Source organism: Paenibacillus ihbetae, from assembly GCF_002741055.1.
In the GTDB taxonomy this organism is placed as follows: domain Bacteria; phylum Bacillota; class Bacilli; order Paenibacillales; family Paenibacillaceae; genus Paenibacillus_AQ; species Paenibacillus_AQ ihbetae.
The window spans coordinates 2153350-2174467 of sequence record NZ_CP016809.1 but is presented as its reverse complement, the minus strand read 5'-3'; the positions used below and the strand labels follow the sequence as shown (position 1 = coordinate 2174467).

Annotated in this window: 9 protein-coding genes; 8 read left to right on the top strand and 1 reads right to left on the bottom strand. The window is 43.7% G+C overall.

The annotated features are described in order from the left end of the window. Positions 1-51: 51 nt before the first annotated feature. The 3 genes from BBD41_RS09805 to BBD41_RS09795 all read left to right on the top strand — a co-directional run bounded on the left by BBD41_RS09805 (position 52) and on the right by BBD41_RS09795 (position 7378). On the top strand, positions 52-2940 hold the full coding sequence (locus tag BBD41_RS09805; RefSeq protein WP_099477458.1) for a PD-(D/E)XK nuclease family protein: 2889 nt from the start codon (positions 52-54) through the stop codon (positions 2938-2940). Further along, positions 2933-6232, top strand: a complete 3300-nt coding sequence (locus BBD41_RS09800; RefSeq protein ID WP_099477457.1) for a UvrD-helicase domain-containing protein — start codon at positions 2933-2935, stop codon at positions 6230-6232. Before BBD41_RS09805 ends, BBD41_RS09800 begins: the two co-directional genes overlap by 8 nt. Positions 6233-6421: 189 nt before the next feature. Beyond that, positions 6422-7378, top strand: a complete 957-nt coding sequence (locus BBD41_RS09795; protein WP_099477456.1) for a helix-turn-helix transcriptional regulator — start codon at positions 6422-6424, stop codon at positions 7376-7378. Positions 7379-7387: 9 nt separating this feature from the next. Here the strand turns inward: BBD41_RS09795 and BBD41_RS09790 are convergent, their stop codons facing one another. After that, a complete protein-coding gene (locus BBD41_RS09790; protein WP_099477455.1) occupies positions 7388-8050 on the bottom strand; it encodes a 3'-5' exonuclease in 663 nt (220 codons plus the stop codon). A gap of 401 nt (positions 8051-8451) precedes the next feature. Here BBD41_RS09790 and BBD41_RS09785 point away from each other — a divergent pair, with 401 nt between their 5' ends. The 5 genes from BBD41_RS09785 to BBD41_RS09765 are packed head-to-tail and all read left to right on the top strand — an operon-like array spanning position 8452 to position 21115. After that, positions 8452-10125 (top strand): hypothetical protein, encoded by a 1674-nt coding sequence (locus BBD41_RS09785; protein WP_099477454.1) that lies wholly within the window; start codon positions 8452-8454, stop codon positions 10123-10125. 20 nt (positions 10126-10145) lie between these two features. Continuing rightward, entirely contained in the window at positions 10146-11735 is a 1590-nt protein-coding gene (locus BBD41_RS09780; RefSeq protein WP_099477453.1) for a hypothetical protein, read from the top strand. Further along, a complete protein-coding gene (locus BBD41_RS09775) occupies positions 11728-16863 on the top strand; it encodes an FtsK/SpoIIIE domain-containing protein (protein ID WP_099477452.1) in 5136 nt (1711 codons plus the stop codon). Before BBD41_RS09780 ends, BBD41_RS09775 begins: the two co-directional genes overlap by 8 nt. A 32-nt stretch (positions 16864-16895) precedes the next feature. Continuing rightward, the gene (locus BBD41_RS09770; protein ID WP_099477451.1) at positions 16896-17771 is read left to right on the top strand and encodes a DUF4007 family protein; all 876 of its coding nucleotides are present in this window, start codon (positions 16896-16898) and stop codon (positions 17769-17771) included. Then, the gene (locus BBD41_RS09765; protein WP_099477450.1) at positions 17771-21115 is read left to right on the top strand and encodes a hypothetical protein; all 3345 of its coding nucleotides are present in this window, start codon (positions 17771-17773) and stop codon (positions 21113-21115) included. The genes BBD41_RS09770 and BBD41_RS09765 overlap by 1 nt, the downstream gene beginning before the upstream one ends. The last annotated feature ends 3 nt before the right edge of the window (positions 21116-21118 follow it).

Sequence of the window (21118 nt, the reverse complement as noted above, 5' to 3'; positions counted from 1 at the left end):
GGGAAATTTGGCGAATGTAGGTATATAGAATTACAAGGGAGGAGGATTGGCATGGACCTAATAGATCGATTGTATCAGAAAATAAAAGAAGATCCGCTATCCCCTAAGATGCTGATTGTCCCGTCCTATTCGCAAGGCCACCAATTGCTAGAGCGAATTTGCGAACGTTTCGGCTCTGTTTTTAATGTGGAAGTTGAGACACTTCAGGGCATGGTGCATGCCAATACGGCATTCGAGCTGTCGCGTCGAAAGATGCGTTTTCTTGAGGACGAGCAAGCGTTCTGGGTGATTCGACAGCTAATGCTGCATCAGGCCGAAGCAGATCCGCATAGTTATATTACGCATAAATCAATGGTAAACCCCGGGGTGGTCCGTAAAGTTCATCAGTCGCTCGTTGAATTACGGATGGCTGGGGTTCGTTCCGGAGAAATACATCCGAATGACTTTTCGAACGAGAGCAAGGGCTGGTATCTCCAACAATTGCTTGATCGTTATGAGACTTATCTCCAAGAGCAGGCGCTGACGGACTTTGCGGGTTTGGCCGAGTATTGTACTCCAACTGCGGATAACACAAGATTTTTACTTCTGCAGCCCGCGGGATGGTCGAGAATGGAATGGGATCTGATCGAGAAAATAGCCGGGAGCCAACTGGACATTATCCATTTCGAGGAGCCTTTTTATTCTCATGCAAGATTCTCTAACAATCGACTAATGATGTTTCGCGCCGCTGGAAGTTTAGCTGAAGTTCGCGAAGGGTTTCGCAGAATGATTGCAGAGCCCGAGCCGCTGGATCAGATGGAAATCATGTTGTCGGATTACGAACGATATGTATCTGTACTTTACTCGCAGGCCGAGGCATCGGGGGTCCCGTGTACCTTCTCCAATGGGCTTCCGATCTCCTACTGTACGGCAGGTAAGGCTGCTTTAGCCATTCTTGCTTGGATTAAGGAAGGGTTCCCAGTGGCTCGCCTTACGGAGATGCTTCGCAGCGGATGCCTGCAAATCGCTGACCACCAAGCATCCGCCGTGGATTGGATTCGCCTGCTGGAGCAGAGCGGAATCGGCTGGGGCAGGCATCGCTATGCCGGAATCCTTGATTCCCGACAACGCATGGGGGACGGGCAGCAGGAGCTTGGAATGAAGCTGCATGAGGTGCTTCAAGGCTGGTTCGACAAGCTTCCGGAAGGAAGCGGGTGGAGGCCCGATCTGTTGCTCGAATGGTTGGGGGATTTTGTTGAGAAGCATGTACCTCTTCATTCGAGCGATGACCAGAACGTAAAAACGGCCATTCAAGCTTGGAGCACACGTCTATCGGGAATCCGAGTTGGGTCCATGACGCCCGAGTGGGCGGTACGATATGTAACTGAAATCTTGAACGGCATACGGATCCGGGTCGATGCAACACCGAAGCCGGGGGCAGTTCATGTTACTTCCATCCACAACGGCGGCTTCAGCGGAAGATACCGAACATGGATCGTCGGCATGGATGAGCGAACCTGGAGCATGCCGATCATGCAGGATCCTCTGTTGCTGGATGAAGAGCGGGCGGCGGTATCTAAACATTTACAATTGGTCCGTGAACAATCCAAACAATTCAGAAACGTTCGTGATGCCCGGTTATCACTCATATGCGGGGAATTGTGGCTTAGTTATGCTTCGTACGATCCGGGGGAGCGGGAAAGCCGAAGCCCTGCATTCGAGATGCTGCAAATAATGAGACTGCAATCTGGGGATGACACGCAGGATTTCAGCGCTTTAGAGAGAGTATTAGGGCAGCCGTACAGCGTAATGGATGTGCTGCATCCGGAAGAACGAAGAAGTACATATGATGAGATCGATGTATGGGCGCAATATCTTCGGGATTCAAGCGGAACAAGAGATGGATGGAAGGCCGTATCACATGCTTATCCGGCTTTGGCGCAGGGATATCTGGGACAGGTGAATCGCCAAGATGAAAGGCTGTCGGTTTATGACGGGTGGCTGAGCACGAACAAAGCGGGTTCGGATGGCATACTGGGGCAACAAGCCATCAGTGTGAGTCAACTGGAGAAATATGCGGCATGCGGACTGCAATACTACTTTTATTCCGTGTTAAGACTGCGTCCTAAAGAAATTCCTGTCTTTGACCGTGCCCGTTGGCTGCAGGCCGATGAACGGGGAACGCTTCTGCATCATATTTACAGGCTGTATTTAGAGGAGGTTACGGAGTTCGGTACGAAGCCGCCGCAGCATGACAGACGCAAGCTATATAGGATTGTAGACCAAGCACTTGATGATGCCGCGAAGTCTATACCGGCTCCCAGCCCGCATGTACAGAAGAAAGAATGCGAGGAGATCCGGCGCGATGCAGAGGTTTTTTACAGGAACGAAGAAGGGAAGACCGAAGAGCCCTGCTATTTCGAATTGGAACTAGGTACACCTGAGGGTGAGCCGATGGAGCTGACATTGCCGGAAGGCATGCGAGTGAAATTGAAAGGGTTCGTCGATCGGGTGGATCGCATCGGCCCTCATGAATATCGAATCATTGATTATAAAACAGGCAATATGAAGAAATACGCCTCAGCCGAATATTTCAGCGGAGGAACACAGCTTCAGCATGCTCTGTACTCCATCGCGGTTGAACAGTGGCTTCACCTAACAGGCAAAGATATTGAGGCCAGGGTAACGGAAGCGGAATATTCTTTTCCAACCGTACGGGGAAGAGGAGAGTATGTCAGGAGGAAGCAAGACCGCAGGGAGGAATTAGGCGACATCATCTCTAAACTTCTGGATTCCATGAATCAAGGTCTGTTTATTCCAGCTAAAGATGTTAAGACATGTACGTGGTGCAAATACCAATCCGTGTGCGGCTCGCACGCCGAGTGGATGGGGAATAAGCGGGGAGCTGCTGTCAATGCAGCTGTATTAGGTTCACTGCGGGAGGTGGAAGAGATTGATTGAATCCAGTTTATTAAACTTGCCGGCGGATCAAGCAGACCGTCATCGAATCCTTCATGATTTAGATACGACGCTGCTTGTGGAGGCAGGGGCCGGATCGGGTAAAACGACCAGCTTGGTAGGCAGGCTTCTTGCCTTAATTGATCATGGCGTGCAGGCAGAACAAATCGCAGCGATTACATTTACGAATAAAGCTGCCGGGGAGCTCAAGGAAAGATTCCGGGTCGCGTTGGAAAACGCTAATCGAACAGCTGAACCCGGTTCAACGAGCCGCCGTCGATATTCGTTTGCTCTAAGCAAGCTGGATCTCATGTTTATTGGAACGATCCATTCTTTCTGCGCATTGCTGCTGCGGGAGCGTCCGATTGAAGCAGGGCTGGATCCGTATTTCGAGGAGATGGCCGAAGAGGAGGACAGGCTCTTTCGGGATGCTTGTTGGGATGAGTATATTACGGAATTGAATGAAGCGCAGCTGCGGCTCTTGGACGAGCTATCGCTGCTCGGCGTTGATGTGAATACACTGCGGGATGTTTATGATCGGGTAACCACATTCTCCGATGTCGAGCTGCCTTGTCAAGAACGACTGTATCCGAACTTCGACCGCATTCGGGATACGCTCTTCCCACTGCTTGAGGCGGCGGCGCCGTATATACCATCGACTGAGCCTGACCAAGGATGGGACAAGCTTCAAACGCTTGTACATACAAATCGCCAAAAGCTGCGGCTGATCGACGTGAAGGATGATACGCGCATTCTTGAGATTGCGGAGCAGTTCGAGAGCAAGATCCATGTAACGCAGAAGCGATGGACATCCAAAGAGCAGGCAGCCCAGCTGAAGACCAGATTTATCGATTGGCAGGAAACCGTGTTATTTCCCTTTCTGCAGGAATGGCGCGAATTTTTATACCCGAAGCTGATTGCGTTCGTTCGCCCGGCTATTCTCTATTGCCAGGAACGCCGCTTATCTGCAGGACGGTTGAATTTTCAGGATCTGCTCGTAGAAACGGCCAGGCTGCTTCGCGACCATCTTGAAGTTCGGGCTTACTTTGCGCAAAAATACCAACGGATTCTCGTTGATGAATTTCAAGACACGGATCCGGTGCAAGCTGAGCTTATTTTTCTGCTCACAGGCGTTACCGAGTTGGGAATGGAGGATCAGGACTGGAGGCGGCTGAAACCGCGGCCCGGTTCGTTATTTCTGGTGGGGGACCCGAAGCAGTCGATCTATCGTTTTCGCAGGGCAGATATCTCGATTTATAACGAGGTCAAAGCGCGAATCCGCGAGTGCGGGGGTGTGCTTAAATTAACGTCTAATTTCCGTTCCGTACCATCGATCGGCGATTATATCAACAGTCGGTTTGCAGAAAAATTTCCTTCAGTCGAAACGGAATATCAAGCGGCGTTCGCGAAGATGGAGACGGACTGGGATATCTCGTCCCAAGCAGCAGGGCAAGGTGTATACGTGTTGAACTATCCCAAGATTACCGGGGGAAAAGCAGCGGCTGCCCTGGAAGATGCCAAGCGTATCGCAAGTTATATTTCATGGGCTTGCACTGACGGCAACCTGCAGATCATCCAGAGGGACGGCACAAGCCGGAATGCAGTTCCGGGGGACTTCCTGATCCTCACCAAGACGAAAACATTCATTCATGTCTATGCGGAACAGCTGGATCTAAGCGGTATTCCTGCCGATACTTCCGGAAGTACGGCCGCTTATGAAGAAATGCTGATGCTATGGCAGCTGGTCCGCTATCTTGAAGACGCCTCCGATCAGCCTGCATTGCTCGCGGTTCTGCGCGGCATGTTATTTGGATTAAGCGACCATCAGCTGTGGGCCTATAAGCAGGAAGGCAGCCGGATATCCATACACGAATCGATATCGCAGGCAGAACTGAGCGAAAATGCGCAGCCGGTTGGCGCAGCGCTGGCCAGATTGCGCATGTATTTGGAATGGGTCCGTACATTACATGCAGCGGCAGCCTTTAACCTTATCGTTGAAGATTTAGGGATCATACCGTATGTATCGGCATTGCCCGCTGGTTCGGTACGCGCGGGAACCTTGGTCGGATTGATGCAGCTTGTGCACAGCGATGCAAGGGCTGCTTCAAGCTGGAGTGAACTATGCCGATTGATGGAAAGAGCATGCCAAGGGATGGAAACCTCGAGTCTGTATGTCGGAGGCGATCAAGCCGTCCGTGTGATGAATCTGCATAAAGCCAAAGGGCTGGAGGCGGCTGTCGTCATTCTTGCGGGCCCATGCGAAGAATCCGAACACGAGCCCGCGCAATATATCGATCGATCTTCCGACCCGGCAGCCGGGTATTTTACGATCCATAAGAAAACAGGGGGATTTCATCCGAAAATAGCTGCGCAGCCTCCCGGTTGGGACGAAATGAGCGAGCGGGAGCGGACATTCGCAAAGGCAGAGAAAGATCGGTTGCTGTATGTAGCAGCCACGCGGCCCAAGCAAATGCTGGTCATCAGTTTATATCCCGAGCAGCCGGCCAAATGCCCATGGACCCCGCTCGTTGAAGGAATGCCAGAGCTTCCGGAGCTTCAGGTTCCTGAACGCATACAAACGTCAAAAACGGAGTTAACCGAAGGACCGGATATCCTCGGCATTCGGGCTGCTCGTCAGCGCCAATTGGATGATATAAACCGGCCTACCTATTCGCTGCTGTCGGTAACGGAACAGACCAAGATGCTCCATGACCGTCCGGAATGGTCCTCGGAGGGGAAAGGGATGGCATTCGGCAGCGTTGTCCACCGCTCGCTGGAAATGCTCGGCAAGGGATTGGCGGAGTCGGATCTGGATGAGGCCGTACATTGGCTTGCGAGCGAAGAAGGATTGGCAGCAGAGTACATCCCCGAAGCCGTACGGATTGCGCAAAGCATCCTGGTCAGCGAACTGTGGCAGCGAAGCTTGCGTGCACGCCGCCGGTTATTCGAGCTGCCCCTGTTACTTAGGAAGAACGCCGCGGAGCTTAAGTCATTCAACAACATGGCAATGGAAGACATAAAGCTCGAAGCGGCCCCGGCTTCGGCAATCGGAGATGATGCTGTGAAGCATGCTTATTTGCGAGGCGTCATTGATTTTCTGTTCGAAGAAGAAGACGGCTGGGTCATTGTTGACTTCAAGACCGATCACGTCGAGGAGGGGGCCCTGCAGACGTTCGTTAATTTCTATCGTCCTCAGGTCCTTGTCTACGCTTCGGAATGGGAACGCACCTTTGACTTCAAAGTGAAAGAAGCAGGGCTTTATTTCGCAGGAATCGGGCGGTATGTAGTGCTGTGACACTAGCTCCATCGTGCTAGCATCTTCGTAATTCTTCCCGGTCTTACATAATGCTGCGGGCGAGTTGCGCAGGACTTTAAGTTCGCTATTTGATTTGGGGAGGCTTTTTTAGTTCTATGGAAGGATATGGGCGGATATTGTCGAAGTGTGTATATATCATAAATGAATAGATAACAGGAGAATAGAACTATGTCCGATAAGTTGTTCAGATGGTTCAAAATTATTTATGCCATCCAAGCAAGGCCGGGGATCAGCGCTAAGGAATTGGCGGAACGATGTGAAGCCGAGGAAAGAACGATTTACCGGGATTTACGTTCACTAGACCTCGTAGCGCCGATTACCAACGAAGGGTACGGTAAAGGCTACACGTTCGCCGGGGATTTTGCTATGTTTCCATTCAATTGGACGCAGCAGGAGGCGTTGGTCTTCTCCATGCTCCCTTCCTTTGTCGATCAGAGCAATATGCCGCCGGGATTCGACACAGCGTATGACAAGGTTATGGCTTCTCACTTTCGGCAGAAGAAGCGGGATCGGGAAATCCTGAAACATGTCACGGATATTATCCAGATGGGTTCTCCTGCTTATCGGGAGGATGCGCCCAACTATTTATATCAAGTCATTCAGGCCATCGTGGAAGAAAAGACGATCACCGTTGTATATCATACGCAGAGCCGGAACCAACAAACGAAACGGGAGATCGATCCGTACTACCTCGTCCCGAGGGATCAACGATTCTATCTGATCGGGTATTGCCATCAGGCGAAGGATATTCGGACCTTCCGTCTGAGCCGTTTCCGCTCTATGGAGATGACCAGCCGCACTTTCGAGCGCGGGGACTTTAACCTGAAGAATTATATGAAGAACACCTGGTCGATTGAACGCGGCGAGGAACAAATCCATTTCAAAGTGAAATTCTCGCCGGATGTCGCCCGTTACATCAAGGAAGAGGAGATGTTCGTGAGACCAAGGATGAAGGACCTTCCGGACGGCAGTTTGTTGTTCGAGGTTACCCTGAATCACGACCGGGAGTTTATGAACTGGGTAAGTCAGTACGGGCCGGATGCTGAAATTCTGGCCCCGGTATCTTACCGGGAACGAATGAAGGAACGGCTTGAACGATGGCGCAAGCTGTATGAGGGGAAATAAGGAACGGCACTATTGCGCCATTCCCAGCATTTCCGCCAATTTACTGAATGGGTGATTCTCTTCCGAGCCTGTGGAATATACCATTTCCGAGACGTACAGCTGATCTTCTGCGGCATTATTCGTAACCAACTGGATGTTAGGGAAGATCGAAAGAAAGACTTTCGCCGTGTTATAGGCATCATCGGTTGCTCGATGCGGCTCCCCGATGAATGGGAGCTGCAACAAGTCAAGCGCCCGTTTCAATCCGATCCTCTGTCGATGATCCGATTGGTGAAGTCGAGTAAACGCCAGCTGAAGATCGTTATAATTTTGCAGCCAATCCAAGGAGATCTGATGATACCGGCAATGCTGGATGAACTGGTATTTATCGTCCATTCCCCATGCGCATAAATAATAGGGCGCCTCGCCGATCCACTCTTGAAAAGCCTTTAGCGCTTCGGGAAAAGACGGTGCTTGATCGACTTGATCCTGCGTAATCCCCGTAAACGGCGTCGTTTCCGGTGTTAATTTATACTGTCTCGAAGGTTTTACATAGGATTGAAACACATCGGTCATGACCAGAGTTCCTTCTTGCTCGGTCATTTTAATCGCACCGATTTCGATAATGTCGGCAAGATGCTGATGTTTACGAACCACCATGAATTCAAGATCGAAGATGATATAAGTTGGCATTGGAATGCTCCTCTCTGCATTGGTTGTTATTAGTTTAGCAGGGGGGAGTGGCTGGGGTTGTCAGGGAATGGGTGTTCGGGGATGGGAAAAAGCAAAATAAATTTAATAGGAACATATGTTTAGTGACAGAATTCTAAAACTTTAATTTGTTATGATTATTACAAATCTCGAAGAGCTAGAGAAGTACCACAAAGCTCCGCTAGTATCCATGAAAACTGTGTGTAATTCATAAGTTTCTTTTCGGCTTTAAATATAGCATTCATTGTTCTACAAAAACCAACATTATATTCTATTGTTAAATTGATCCAATAGACTAATGGTGTTAATATACATTATAGAAAATCAAATACTACTGTAGATTCATTACTTTTGAACTACTAGAGACACGTAAGGAGAGCGACATGAATTCTTTCGTACAATACCTCGATCAATTTAATGTCCTATCCCCGAACCACGCAAAAATATACGACGAGTATACCCAGAGTACGGATCAATATCGATTTGCAATCGATACCAACATTGAACGCTTTTTATTGACGTTGTTTAATGAAGATCCTCGCAGCGTAATAATGACGGGTAACGCCGGTGATGGCAAAACCCGCCTATGTCGTACTATATATGAGCGTATTACGGGGCAGCAATTACTACAATGGCCGGATAGCGGAATATTGGAAGCTTCTTTTAACAAGGGTACCTTACGAATTGTAAAAGATTTGTCAGAGCTTACGGATGCAGTAATCTTTAAAGAACTTCGATGTCTTCAAGATATGATAGAAAACGGGCATGAAAGTAGACTCTATTACTTAATTGCAGCTAACGAAGGAAAACTTACAAAATTTTTATCCCAGCATTCTGAACTGTTTGAACTATCCCAGATGGTAAATAAGAGATTTCTCGATCATAAGACTAATGATGAACAACTTCATTTGGTCAATCTACAAGATGTTACTTCTTCAATATATGCTGCTCGTATTATAGAAGAATGGAACCGTGAGGAGAATTGGGGGGCATGTGAGGCTTGCAGTCGTAAGAAAAACTGTGTGATCCAGTTGAATCATCGACGAATGTCTAATCCTCTGATACGGAGTCGGCTTGTAGAGCAGTATCGATTGCTGGATTGTTTAGGTATACATGTAACGATGCGTGAGATACTCATACATATGAGCTACGTATTTACTGGGGGGCTGACGTGCGAGCAAGTAATGAGTGCTGGGTATAAAGATATCGAAGAACATTCGAAGCTAGCCTACTATGACAACTTTTATGGGGTGAATATGAAAGGAAGCGGAGCCGGGGAGCACGGGGCTATCCGTTACTTTAAGTACCTTGATCCTGGTACGCTGTCTATCTCTTCGATTGATGATTTTTTGTTGAACGGGGATATAAGCGGAGAAGACCAAACCGTTCAGAAGCATCGGATGTTGTTCGATGATGAAATCGACTTGTTGTTTGGTTATTATCGCAAATTAATTGAAAGGTATCGGATTCAAGATCCGGACAAGCAATCCAATACTATCTTCGATCAAATGTCTAAATTTAGACGAAAGTACTTTTTCGAGACAGATGAGCGAGATGAGAGTACACGGAAACTGTTGATGCCTTATCTGCACTTCTATCGATTCCTCGATAGCTTAAAGGATAAACAAACTCTTGCTTCTGTTCGCAAAGAACTAATTCAAGGATTGAATCATAACTTTTCTAAAAAACTAATCAGTCGCAACGAAACAAATTTGTATATAGTGAATGAAAATTTGCTAATTCATGAAAGCTATTCACCAAGCCAAGTGAGGTTGTCAATAGATGAGGAGCGTTCGGATATTGACTATTTGCCATCAAAAATCTTCATAACAGTAAATCAGCAAACCAGGCTGGAGGTAAAACTACCGGTGTTTGAATATTTACTTCGATTAGCCGGAGGGGGATTATTCGTTACATTAAAACAAGAAGTTGATATTTTGCTGGGCACCTTTAAGAATGATTTAATTAGTCAAAGCGAACTAGATGAGTTCACTTTGCAAGTATTCGCAATAGATCCAGATAAAGGTGTTTACAAGCCATATGAAATCGACATTTGATGCGGAGGTACTGCTAAAGAATGAAGACAGTAGCGGAAAAAGGTTTGGATAAATTTACGTCACAGCTATCTGCTCACATATGGGGACACCGTTTTAAAGATGGGCAGCGGGGACCAGAGTATGTACTAGAATTTCTTAATGTATTATATGGTACGAATTACAGCTTTAGTGATGATTATTATCAACGTAAGAGATCAGTAGGACTTCGAAAATTTATATTTGAAGGCGTGAAAGAAGGCTCAGGTTCTCGAGACATATTAGTTCTTCAGGAAGAGGAGAAGGAAAAGCTATTTAAGGCGATTCATGAGAATGATGTACACGTGCTTAAACAATTCCTTCGAAATTTGGAAGTCGTTCTATATAATACAACGGGGAAAGAAGCAGATCGTTCCTGGTTTGCTCGATCATTATATCCTCTTCATGAATCGTTACTATATGTTGAATTACGTAAAAAAGGAAAAGAGCTATCCTTTGAACGTAACTTTTATGCTCGAGGCGGCGAACTTTACTTTTTGATGCTGGCATATGGAACAGAAAAACACGAGGAGCGTCGTAGGTTTATCGAGAAGAGGTTCAGGCAATTATTGACGAAAAACAAAATTATCGAAAAAGTCGTGGATAAAATTACATCTGTCTTTGAAGAGGAGGAAGCATCTACAGATCGTGCACGGCTTCGCTCTGCCACTCATGAAGAAAACGTACCATTGTTGCCAGCCTCTGCTCCAAGAGAAAATGAGCAATTATTTGAGTGTTTTGCGGTAGAATTGGAGTATCTACTTTCTATTGATCTTGATATTTACGAAATGTTCAATCTCTTGACCTCTTTAGTCTGCTTTCAATTAGCACGTTACATGCATGAAAGGGCCTATATCCAATCTGGCAATCACTATTATTTTATTGATTGTTTAGATGGTGGTAATAAGCAAATATCGCAGTTGTCATCTAAGAGTTTTGAGCAGCACGAGAATCTCATAAAAGCAAAGTTTGAACATGAATTCGAGTTAAAGATGCAAAACGCCTTTGGAACTGATGAGGAAATCGAACAGCAATTACCTTTGTGGAAAGCTGATCCTGAACAATTTTTGAGTAAAATGGGACTGAGTCAGATGCGCAGTCGCAAGCAGGTTATTATTTCAACATTGTCCCGGTGTAACAGTGTGGCTGATGTAACGGGAAGGCTCAAGAGAATGATTCGCGAGGCTGTCTCCGATCAATTAAAAAAGCATCAGCTGAACATCACTCGGGTTATCTCAAGGGATGGAGGTTTTGCGACTTATCGACGCGGCTCTGCCTCGAACTATAGATATACGATTTCGGATGCCTTTTTACAAATGCTTGTCTTCACGAAAGTAAAGCCGCAAGAAAGGATGGAATACTATAGTTTCTTGGAGTCTATATTTCAGGACTATGGAATTGTAATTGGAGAAATCCAAGCCAAAAAATCGGGTTTATATGATCAATCACGTCTTAATATTCGTTACTTTAATGATAACGAAAGGGCGTTGCGCGAAAAGCTACGCCATAATGGATTGCTTATCGAATTCTCGGATGCTACTGCAATGGTTCAAAACCCGTATGCATTTAGCACAATGGAGGTAAGCTATGTATAGTTCTGCAAGACAATTACTTGGTCAGTGGGTTGTTAGGTTGATTTTACGTTATTTTGAGGAACAGAAAAACATTCATAGTGATAAATTGTTTATTAAAATTGCGGGTATTGACGATTCAGCCTGGTGTGATGTGCTACAAGCGTTCCGGGATGCAGAGGATAGCCTTTCAATTTATTATAAACCAATTATTCGCACTTTAAACAAGGTTCAAGACTTCGAGACTTATGAGTGTCAGCAGCATGAGACTAGCACATGGCTTCGTAATAATACACCGTCAGGCAGTGCGCTTCTTATCTTTATGAATGACTTGTCTCCAGAAGCTCAAAGTCTAGAAAATATCTTTACTATTGATGAAGCTAGACTTTTAAGCCCACAAGGTCTAGAAGTGTTATATCAGCTCTTTGCAGATATTCATAATTGTATTAGCGATGAATTGGAGGCGCTGAAACAGTTCCTAGGCTTGTATGGTCGAATTGCTGAACCGCAGTTGCGTAACGTACTTGCATTCCTAGCAGCTGTTTCGGAAGATTCCCAAGTCTCTATGGTTGATAAAATCCAACAAAATATGGATCAGCTCTTGCTATTCCGTGATAGCAAGCTATCCTTTCGTGGAGCAGACGGACTAAGACGTTTGAAACAAAACTATCAGCTATCTAGGCTGGAAAGAGAAGGGAAGACGGTTAAGAAAGACGATTTGATAGACAATTTGTATTCATTTATCGAAAAATCGACTTTACCGCAAGAGGAACATGAGCTTTGGGAGAAGGTACATCCCGACACATTCCGACAGCAAGCTTTGGGATTTATCCATAATCAATCCTACGAGCTCCTACAATATGAGTTTGATATTATTTCTGCCGCTTTGTTCTTTAAAGTAAAAAAGCAGAAGATTAATGAAAGAATCAACGATTTTAAGTCTTTACTTGAAGTGCAAGAAAATTGGGAGCCTGAGAAAGACCGGATGATAACGGAAACATTAGAAGCTATTGATGAGGGTCGTAATCCAGATAGAATTCAAGAATTTATCGATGAGTTCTCGGATGAGCTGAATGAACAACCAAAGTTAAAGAAAGATTTGGAGCGAATTATAGCTCGCCAGCGCCAACTTTCCGAGTACACAGAGCTTAGTGATGCTCTACTTCAGGAAACAATTCAGATGTTGGAAGAATACTCATCAGAACAAGAAGATTACGATTTAGACGAAATAAAGTTTGTCCTTCAGTTGAATTCTTCCATTCATGAATCCGTCTATAAGGCATTGGCCTTCCATCTTCTTAATCTGGATAAATTAACAGGATATATTAGGTTCGACCATTCGTCGCTAGACTATTCTAACTCGCAAGAAAAGGGAAGCGATCAGTCATTCAAATTGCAATTGATTGTTAGGGACAAATTCGTTTCAGAAAACCGTTTTAAATTGAGTAAAGCGTTCACAGGGGCGCTTTCAGGAATAATTGAACAATTTCAAGAAACCGGAAAAATACCTTACGTTCGAGAATTTTATGGTTCGGATATACAACTAGTAGATGTGCCGAATAAGATCAAGGATCGAGTCAGTGGCTATGTGGCAACGGGCGATATTATTGTTGAAAACTCAGCTTCAAGTATTTATGAGTTTATTGATTGGTTTACCTCTCAGATTGAGCAAGGTTTGAAATTAGGTTTAAGTAGTATGAATTTTACAGAGTTAGAATTGAAACTGGAAACGCTACTAAGCCAAATTCATCAATCTGCGCTCCTTTCGAAGCATGTATTGCAATATATAAATTGTTTAGGGGTTATAGACCGTTACGATTGTAAAATAAGTGATCCAGTCGGTCATGCTCAAACCCGTGTACTAACTCTATTTAATCCACTGAGGCTTCTAAGTTATTCTAAGCGTCTATCGCGTGTTCGTGAAGAGCTAGACAATTGGATGAATGAGCAGGAGGTATCCCCTTCAACTATTGATGAAATGAAAGCTTTTTTACAGCAGAAACAAGAGGAAACAGCCCATCTATTCCCTCGTTATTTCGTGCTTGAAGGTATTCAAGACCAATTTCTAATTGAACAATATGAGCAGATGGGTGAGGGAATATTTTCATTAAACGGTAGGAATAGCGGAGAGGAAACTCTTGTAGATACGTTCAGCGAAGAATTTCTTCACACAGTTAAAACGTATTTGGATGTTTATCCTTATGCCCGAGATTGTTTAGATATAGTCTTCCTATATTGTCCGCATGCAGAGTATGTTACTAACGCTATTGACCGTATTTTTAAACATTATTTGAACGTGCGTAAAGTTAAGGTAATTGTTCATTGTGAAACAAATGGTGCGTCTGTGCACGAATATTTGAATGATTGGATGAACCAGGATGAACAACATTCCGAACGTTATAACAGTTTTCCTAGGGTTGAGATTCAGGTAATCGCAGATAATTCTATTAACTCGATGATGCAAACTGTATCCCAATATTTGCTTGATGCAGATATCGGGGTATTAATTAATTATTTTGGTCAGACAGATAATATTCAGTACAAGCTTGAAAAGGTGTCGGTGATAGATTCGGAAGATTGGTTCGATACCATCTACAAAGAGCCGCTTAAGAAAGATGATGCAGTGAAACGTGTAAGCTTTGTGAGCGAGAAAATGCCAAGAGTAATGCAGTATTTCTACCAAATGCAGTATATCTTGCATAACCATGAGATTGTAAAGCCTGAAGAACATTACTTACTGCGTAATGTAATTTCGATCACGAAGCTGTCTGATACTAAACTAATCAATTATATGCATGATCAGTTTAATTGGTCTCTCTTTATTGATCGGTACTTAGATAAATCTTTGTTAAGACAGGTTTCCTCAAAGGCACAGATTATAAAATATAAATCAAAAGCAGGAAATAATAAGGATTTTAGGACAATACTGTCCTCGTCAAAGTACATTCGGAAACTCGCAAACGAACTTGCTGATCATGAATACTATGATAGATTACATCAGAAGTACACACGGTTACTAAAAAATGAAAATATTGATTCTCAAATAATTGTGAAGGCCACTGAGCGAGTTAAAGAAATTTCAGGGGCCGTTGTACTTAGAGCAATAGGTCCAGGGAAGTTTGCCCATGAAATGATGGCAATTTACTTATCGACGCAAACTCGAACAGAACAGCAAGGAGAGATGGTTGTTTGGTCTGTTTGCGACGAATTGCCTTGGTTCCAAGGATCAGTTCGGAGGCCCGATCTCGTTCGTACGGCGATCAAGCAAAACGAAGGAAGATTTATTATTCATTTTGAATTAATAGAGCTAAAATTTATTTCGCATACAATATTTGAAACAGAGAGATATGACGCTATAAAACAAGTGAAGGCGGGTCTTGAATTATACGAGAATCGTTTCCGATTTAAAGAAAATAAGGCGAGTTCCTCGTTGTGGCTTAAAGAATTGATTTATTATCTACTAGAGTATGGCACCTATTCCGTAGAGCATGCTTTGCTTTTGAAGGAGTTACAATCGATATCAACAGACTGCATCGATGTGAAGCTTTCCGGCTCTATTGATACGTTTGTTTATACATCTAATTTGCTTGAACTTAGTGTTATGGAAGGACATACTAATGGTTACCAAATGGAACGGCTTCATAATGAGTACACAAACCACATCTATAACAGATCTTATATTCTGAGAGCATTGGGTGCTTCCCAAGAAGAAGCTACACCTTCCTATGAAGCATTAGAAGAGCTTCCGGAATATGTTACGAGTAAGTTGGGACTTGAGGAACTTGGAGAAGTTAAATTAACCTCCTCTACCGATGAACAGGTGAATTTCAAGGTTCCAAGTTCCCATGAGGATAATGTTGAAGAGAACTCTGATGTCACGACCTTAAGTGATTCAAATACAAAAAACGATTTGGACGACGTAGTGACAAATGAACTTGTGAAGAGTAAGGATCAGGCAGCTGCTTCTATTGAAGAGGTAGTCGAAAAGTGTCCGAGTGTTACGAGTACTTATCCCGAAATTCAGGCACTGGCTTCTGAAGTTAGAGAGAGTTCGCCCGGCGTAGAAGATATGCTGCCGCTTGTGGAAAGCTATCAGAAGAAACTGCGCTATAATTTTAATCAGATTGGTATCCCGATTAAAATTGTTGAGTCGTTTATTGGCGTTAGCGTAATTCGCCTTGTCTTGGAGATTCCGGTAGATAAGTCATATAGCAGTATTGAAAACAAAGCTAAAGACATTTGTCTATGGTTGCAACTATCATCTATTCCGTTAATCGCTTTGCGTAAAGGCAGGATTAATATCGATATTAACAGGGAAGAGCCAGAAACAGTTTATTTCGAAGACTTCATGGAGCTCGCTAGGATGCAGTTTCCGAAAGAAAAACTAAAGGGGAAGCTCATAGCGCCGATAGGTGTTGGCCAGCTACGCGAATTGATCACTTTGGATTTCTCAAGTTCCAATACGCCGCATCTTTTGATCGGAGGAACAACAGGAAGCGGTAAAAGTGTGACAATAAATTCAATTATTTTGGCTATGATGTGTCTCTATGAGCCATCAGAGGTGCAATTCCTGTTCATTGATCCAAAGAAAGTTGAGTTTATGAATTACGAAAATCGTACTCATACCAAGCAGGTTATTACTGAAATTGAGGAAGCAATACTCGTATTAGAACAGTTGGTAGAGGAGATGGAGCAGCGCTATTCATTGTTTGCACGTGAGAGTGTAATGAGCATTGACGAATACGTAGAGTTTACCGGAGCACCACTACCACGGCTCGTTGTCGTGTTCGATGAGTTCGCTGATTTTATGGAGCGGGAGAAAAATTTGAGCGGAAGAGTCGAGAATGCCATTCTGAGACTTGGAGCAAAAGCGCGGGCTGCTGGAATCCATTTACTCATTTGCACACAGAATCCAAAGGCGGATATAGTGCCAACGAATATTCGAAACAACCTGCCGGCTCGATTGGCTTTGAAGGCGGCAGACCACCATGCTTCTAAAATTATTATTAATGAGGAAGGTGCCGAAAAACTTGGAGGTAAAGGGGATTTCCTGATAAAACTAGAAATGCCGGAAATTGTTAGGGCCAAGAGTCCATTCTTAATGCCTCGTGTTAAACGTGCGCTCCTAAAGTACTTTGAGAAGAATGAATAGCTGCAAAGCAATTGAAAGGATGAACTCGCGACATGAAATTCGGACATCATCAAAGTTTTTACTTGCGGGTGAATTGGCTCTCTAAAGCTATGAAGATGACACAGAACGATGCTAGGTTTTTCTTTGATGAATTCGCCTTCGAAAAAATCGGGCTCGGCAAAAATATGGTCAAATCACTTCGGTATTGGGTTGTGGCTACAAACGTAATGGAAGAAGAAAAAAATGAACAGCGTCAATCGATTCATCGATTGACGCCGTTTGGTAAACTGCTATCGAAATATGACCGTTTCACCCGTTTTCCGCTGACAGCGGCAGTGCTCCATGTTAATTTAGCATTTAACAAAGAATTATCTCCAACTTGGTATTGGTACTTTAACGAATTCAATCAGCGTGCTGCTTCTAATGAAGATTTGCTTACTGCTTTGAACGATTGGGCTTCGATTCATCTCAATCGGCGTGTATCTATCCACACTCTAAAGAGGGATATCGATTGTTTAAAGCAAATGTATACTGCTCGAACTCAAAACGATGATGATCCTGAGGACGTTGTGGCCAGCCCCTTATCGGGTTTAGATTTGCTTTATGAATCAAGAGACCAATTTATCAAACGTACCCCTAACCTGTCACAGCTTGACTTGGATGCATTGTATTTTACACTGCTTCGCTACTGTGAGCTTCATCAAGTGAACAGTGTAACCTTGGAAGAGGTCCTAGTCAAACCTTTACTGTGGGGAAAATTGTTCCATTTGTCATCTAATCAGATTTTAGAGGTAATGCAGACCCTTCAAGCCAATTCAGATTTTCCTGTAAATCTTGTTAGAACTAATCAACTAAACATTTTAAACATTGATCCACAAGATCCATACGCCTTCTTGGAAAAGGCTTATGAACGGAAGGCGGGCTTTTGATGCAGAGATATCGTTCTAGCATCCATATGCAATTTGACTTTCCCGATCCACACTTGTTGGAGCGGTATGTCCTGACCCCCTCACATTGCAAAGTATTGAACGGGATATTAGAAGGGGTTAGCGAAAAAGGAGACAAGCATTCTCATTTATTGATAGGGCCCTATGGAACAGGAAAATCACTTATATCTACGATACTATGTCAGTTACTCTCTCGAAAATTTTCGGAAGAATGGAGTAAACGCCTGCTTGAACAAGCGGAAATGATTGATACACAGTTGGCGTCTTTGCTCCGCCATGTGAACGATGGACAGATCACGTATATTCCAGTTCTAGTTAATGGAAAAACGGGGTCCTTATCAAAGATCATAATAGAAGCTGTATATCGTGCGCTCCATCAAGCTGGTATTCATATCCTTACACCGAATGAAGCTTCGGCTATACTTAGTACAGTAGAACGTTGGAAGCAATCTTATCCAGAGGCATATAGTGCATTCTTGCAATTCTTAGAAGAGAGGCTTATAGGAGAAAAAGAGTGGAGCAAACGGATTAGAGAGTGTAATGAAAAGTTTATGGAGGAGTTCATAGCGTTTTATCCTAGTGTTACAGCAGGTACAGAGTGGACTTATGTTCATGATACCTATTTTATTGAGGATTTGGAGTCCTTGACCAAAGAATTAAAAGCGAAACAACTAGGATTATTCATTGTTTACGATGAATTCGGACGATTTCTACAAACGTTTGAGAATCTAGACTCGACCAAAAATATGCAAGATTTGCAATCGCTGGCGGAGTTTGCGGATAGAATGGATAACATGCAGTTGCTGTTAATTAGCCATAAGCATATTCGGCAATACGCCTCTGACGATCAAGAATCTATAAGATTAGAATTTGAAAAGATTGAGGGACGTTTCCGCCACTATACACTTGAAAATGATGCTGGAACCTATTTGCAACTTGCTCAAGAAGCTATGCGAGACATTAATGAAGATAGCATGGAACATAATTCCGAGCTCATAACAGTTGACTCGTTAAGGAGATTTTCATTATTCAACGAGTTTACTTCATATCAGCTTGAACAAGGAATATTGACATCGTTGTACCCTGTTCATCCGGTTACACTAATGTTGTTACCACAACTTTCAAATATATTTGGTCAGAATGAAAGGACTCTGTTCTCATTTCTATCGGATCACGAGCGAGACAGCTTACGTGAGCATATACAGCAGCAACGTACAGGATATTACTATGCTGATCGGTTGTTCCGTTTTTTTCAATTAGAGGCGGCAGAGATCAAGGAACAATCTGCTCTTGAGTTGTACCATTACGTCGTACCATACGTCGATAGTCAGCGCCCCCTGCAGCATCGAATCGTTGAATTGCTGACTATGTGGTCTGAGACAAGAATGACCCAAAAGCAACCGGTTACGATACCGTTTCTTGCATTTGCTCTAGGTGTTGAGGATAAAGAAGCCGAAGCCGAGCTTGAGTATTTAGCTAATGCTAAAATCGTTCGGTATAACAGCGTGAGAGGACAATGGGAGCTGTTTAATGGAAGCTCTATCGATGTAGAGGATCTTATATCGAAAAAATCGGCCTCAACCTCTCTTAAATTGCGTGAAATTATGGAAATTATGGATAGCCATCTTCCAGTGACCTTCATTTTGCCCTATGAATATAACGACAAAATGGACATGCTTCGTTACGCTGACATCAGATTTGCTGATGTTTCGGAGATGATGGATTCTAATGATAAGGATTGGCCAGGAGATGATCGAATCTGGTTTATTGTTTATGAAAATCTCGATCAATATGATGATCCTAGTGCTGTTATGCAACAATTAAACAAGCCATATTTAGCGGTATTTCCTACATTCTCAACTGAAAAAGTACTCCCTTACGTATTGAAATACAAAATAACGGAACAACTTTTGCATGATTCAGCGCTGCTAGCATTGGATACTCGTTTGAAAAGTGAGCTGAATCTCATACGAGAGGAAACAAGTTTGAAGATCCGGGCATTCGTGGATCGATATTTCGAGTTTACCAAGCATGAGTGGTACTCCGGAACGCAACGAGTGCAAATAAAGACATCAAGCGATCTAGAGAAATTAATTAGCATTCGCCTACTAGATAAATATCCTTATAGTCCTGTCATTCGTAACGAAGCATTTAACAGAAATCGAATTTCTGCTATCCAACGACGAGCTCTTATAGATGTCATCGATCGTCTAATTCACCAACCGTTGGAGCCTTCACTTGGGATTACCGGCTATGGTCCAAATTATTTAATATTTGCAACTGCGTTGAAAAATAATGATTATCTAATTGATGAGAATGGAAACATTCATTGTAATGAGTCGTTTGAAGCTATTCGGCAAGACTTAATTCGTCAATTGAATAGTAAACCAATCGGTCAGTTGTTAGAGCTCATTGAAATTATGCAAAATGCACCTTATGGGGTACGCTCTTCGGTCATTCCGCTTCTGTTCGTTGCCTTATTACGAGATCTATGGGATCAGCTTCTTTTCTATTCTCATGATATGATGGTAACCCACTTGAATGGTGCTTCTATTCTTGAAATGATTGAATTGGCTGATTCTTTTGAATATCGATACTATAATTGGTCAGTTGATGAAAAAAGTCAACTTATTGAAGCGTGCAGAAAACTAAAGTTTCCTGTCGAAGCTTGTAGCAGTTTCTTACAAGCATCTGAATTTTTACTGCAATGGCTCCGCAATTTGCCAAAGTTTACACAAGTTACTCAGCAATTATCAAAAGAAGCTCTGTGGGTTCGTGATCGGATTCGATCTACTGAAGTGGATCCATATTCCCATATGAAGCAATTGGTGGCTGACGTGGATTTATTAGTGGCAGCCAAGGAAGAAATGGAACTTTTTATGATAAGGAATGAATACGAGTTAGAGAAGCGTATTTTGACTTTAACGGAACAGCCTTCATTTGATAGCTTTTTTGAGGTTGTATCACGTAGTCGTGAGGAGGCAATTGGTAAAAACAGCAAATTGATGACTGTTTCCAATGCGGATCATTTGACGGGGGGCGTGATAGATCGGGTAGCTGAGCATCTTGTAGGAGTTGTTAGAGCAGATTGGTCAGACTCGACGGAAGAGCTTTTTTTGAACCAGATTAAATATGAGTGGGAGTTATTAATGTCAGATAAGGAAGTAGCAGTTTCTATCAATCAGACATTAGATGTAAACCAACCATTATCTAAAAAATCACAAACACTCTATGCCAACGTTAAAAACATGTTGAAATATGCTGGAAGAGACGTATCAAAACAAGAACTAAAACAGCTACTGGCAAAATTACTTCACGAATTGTAATAG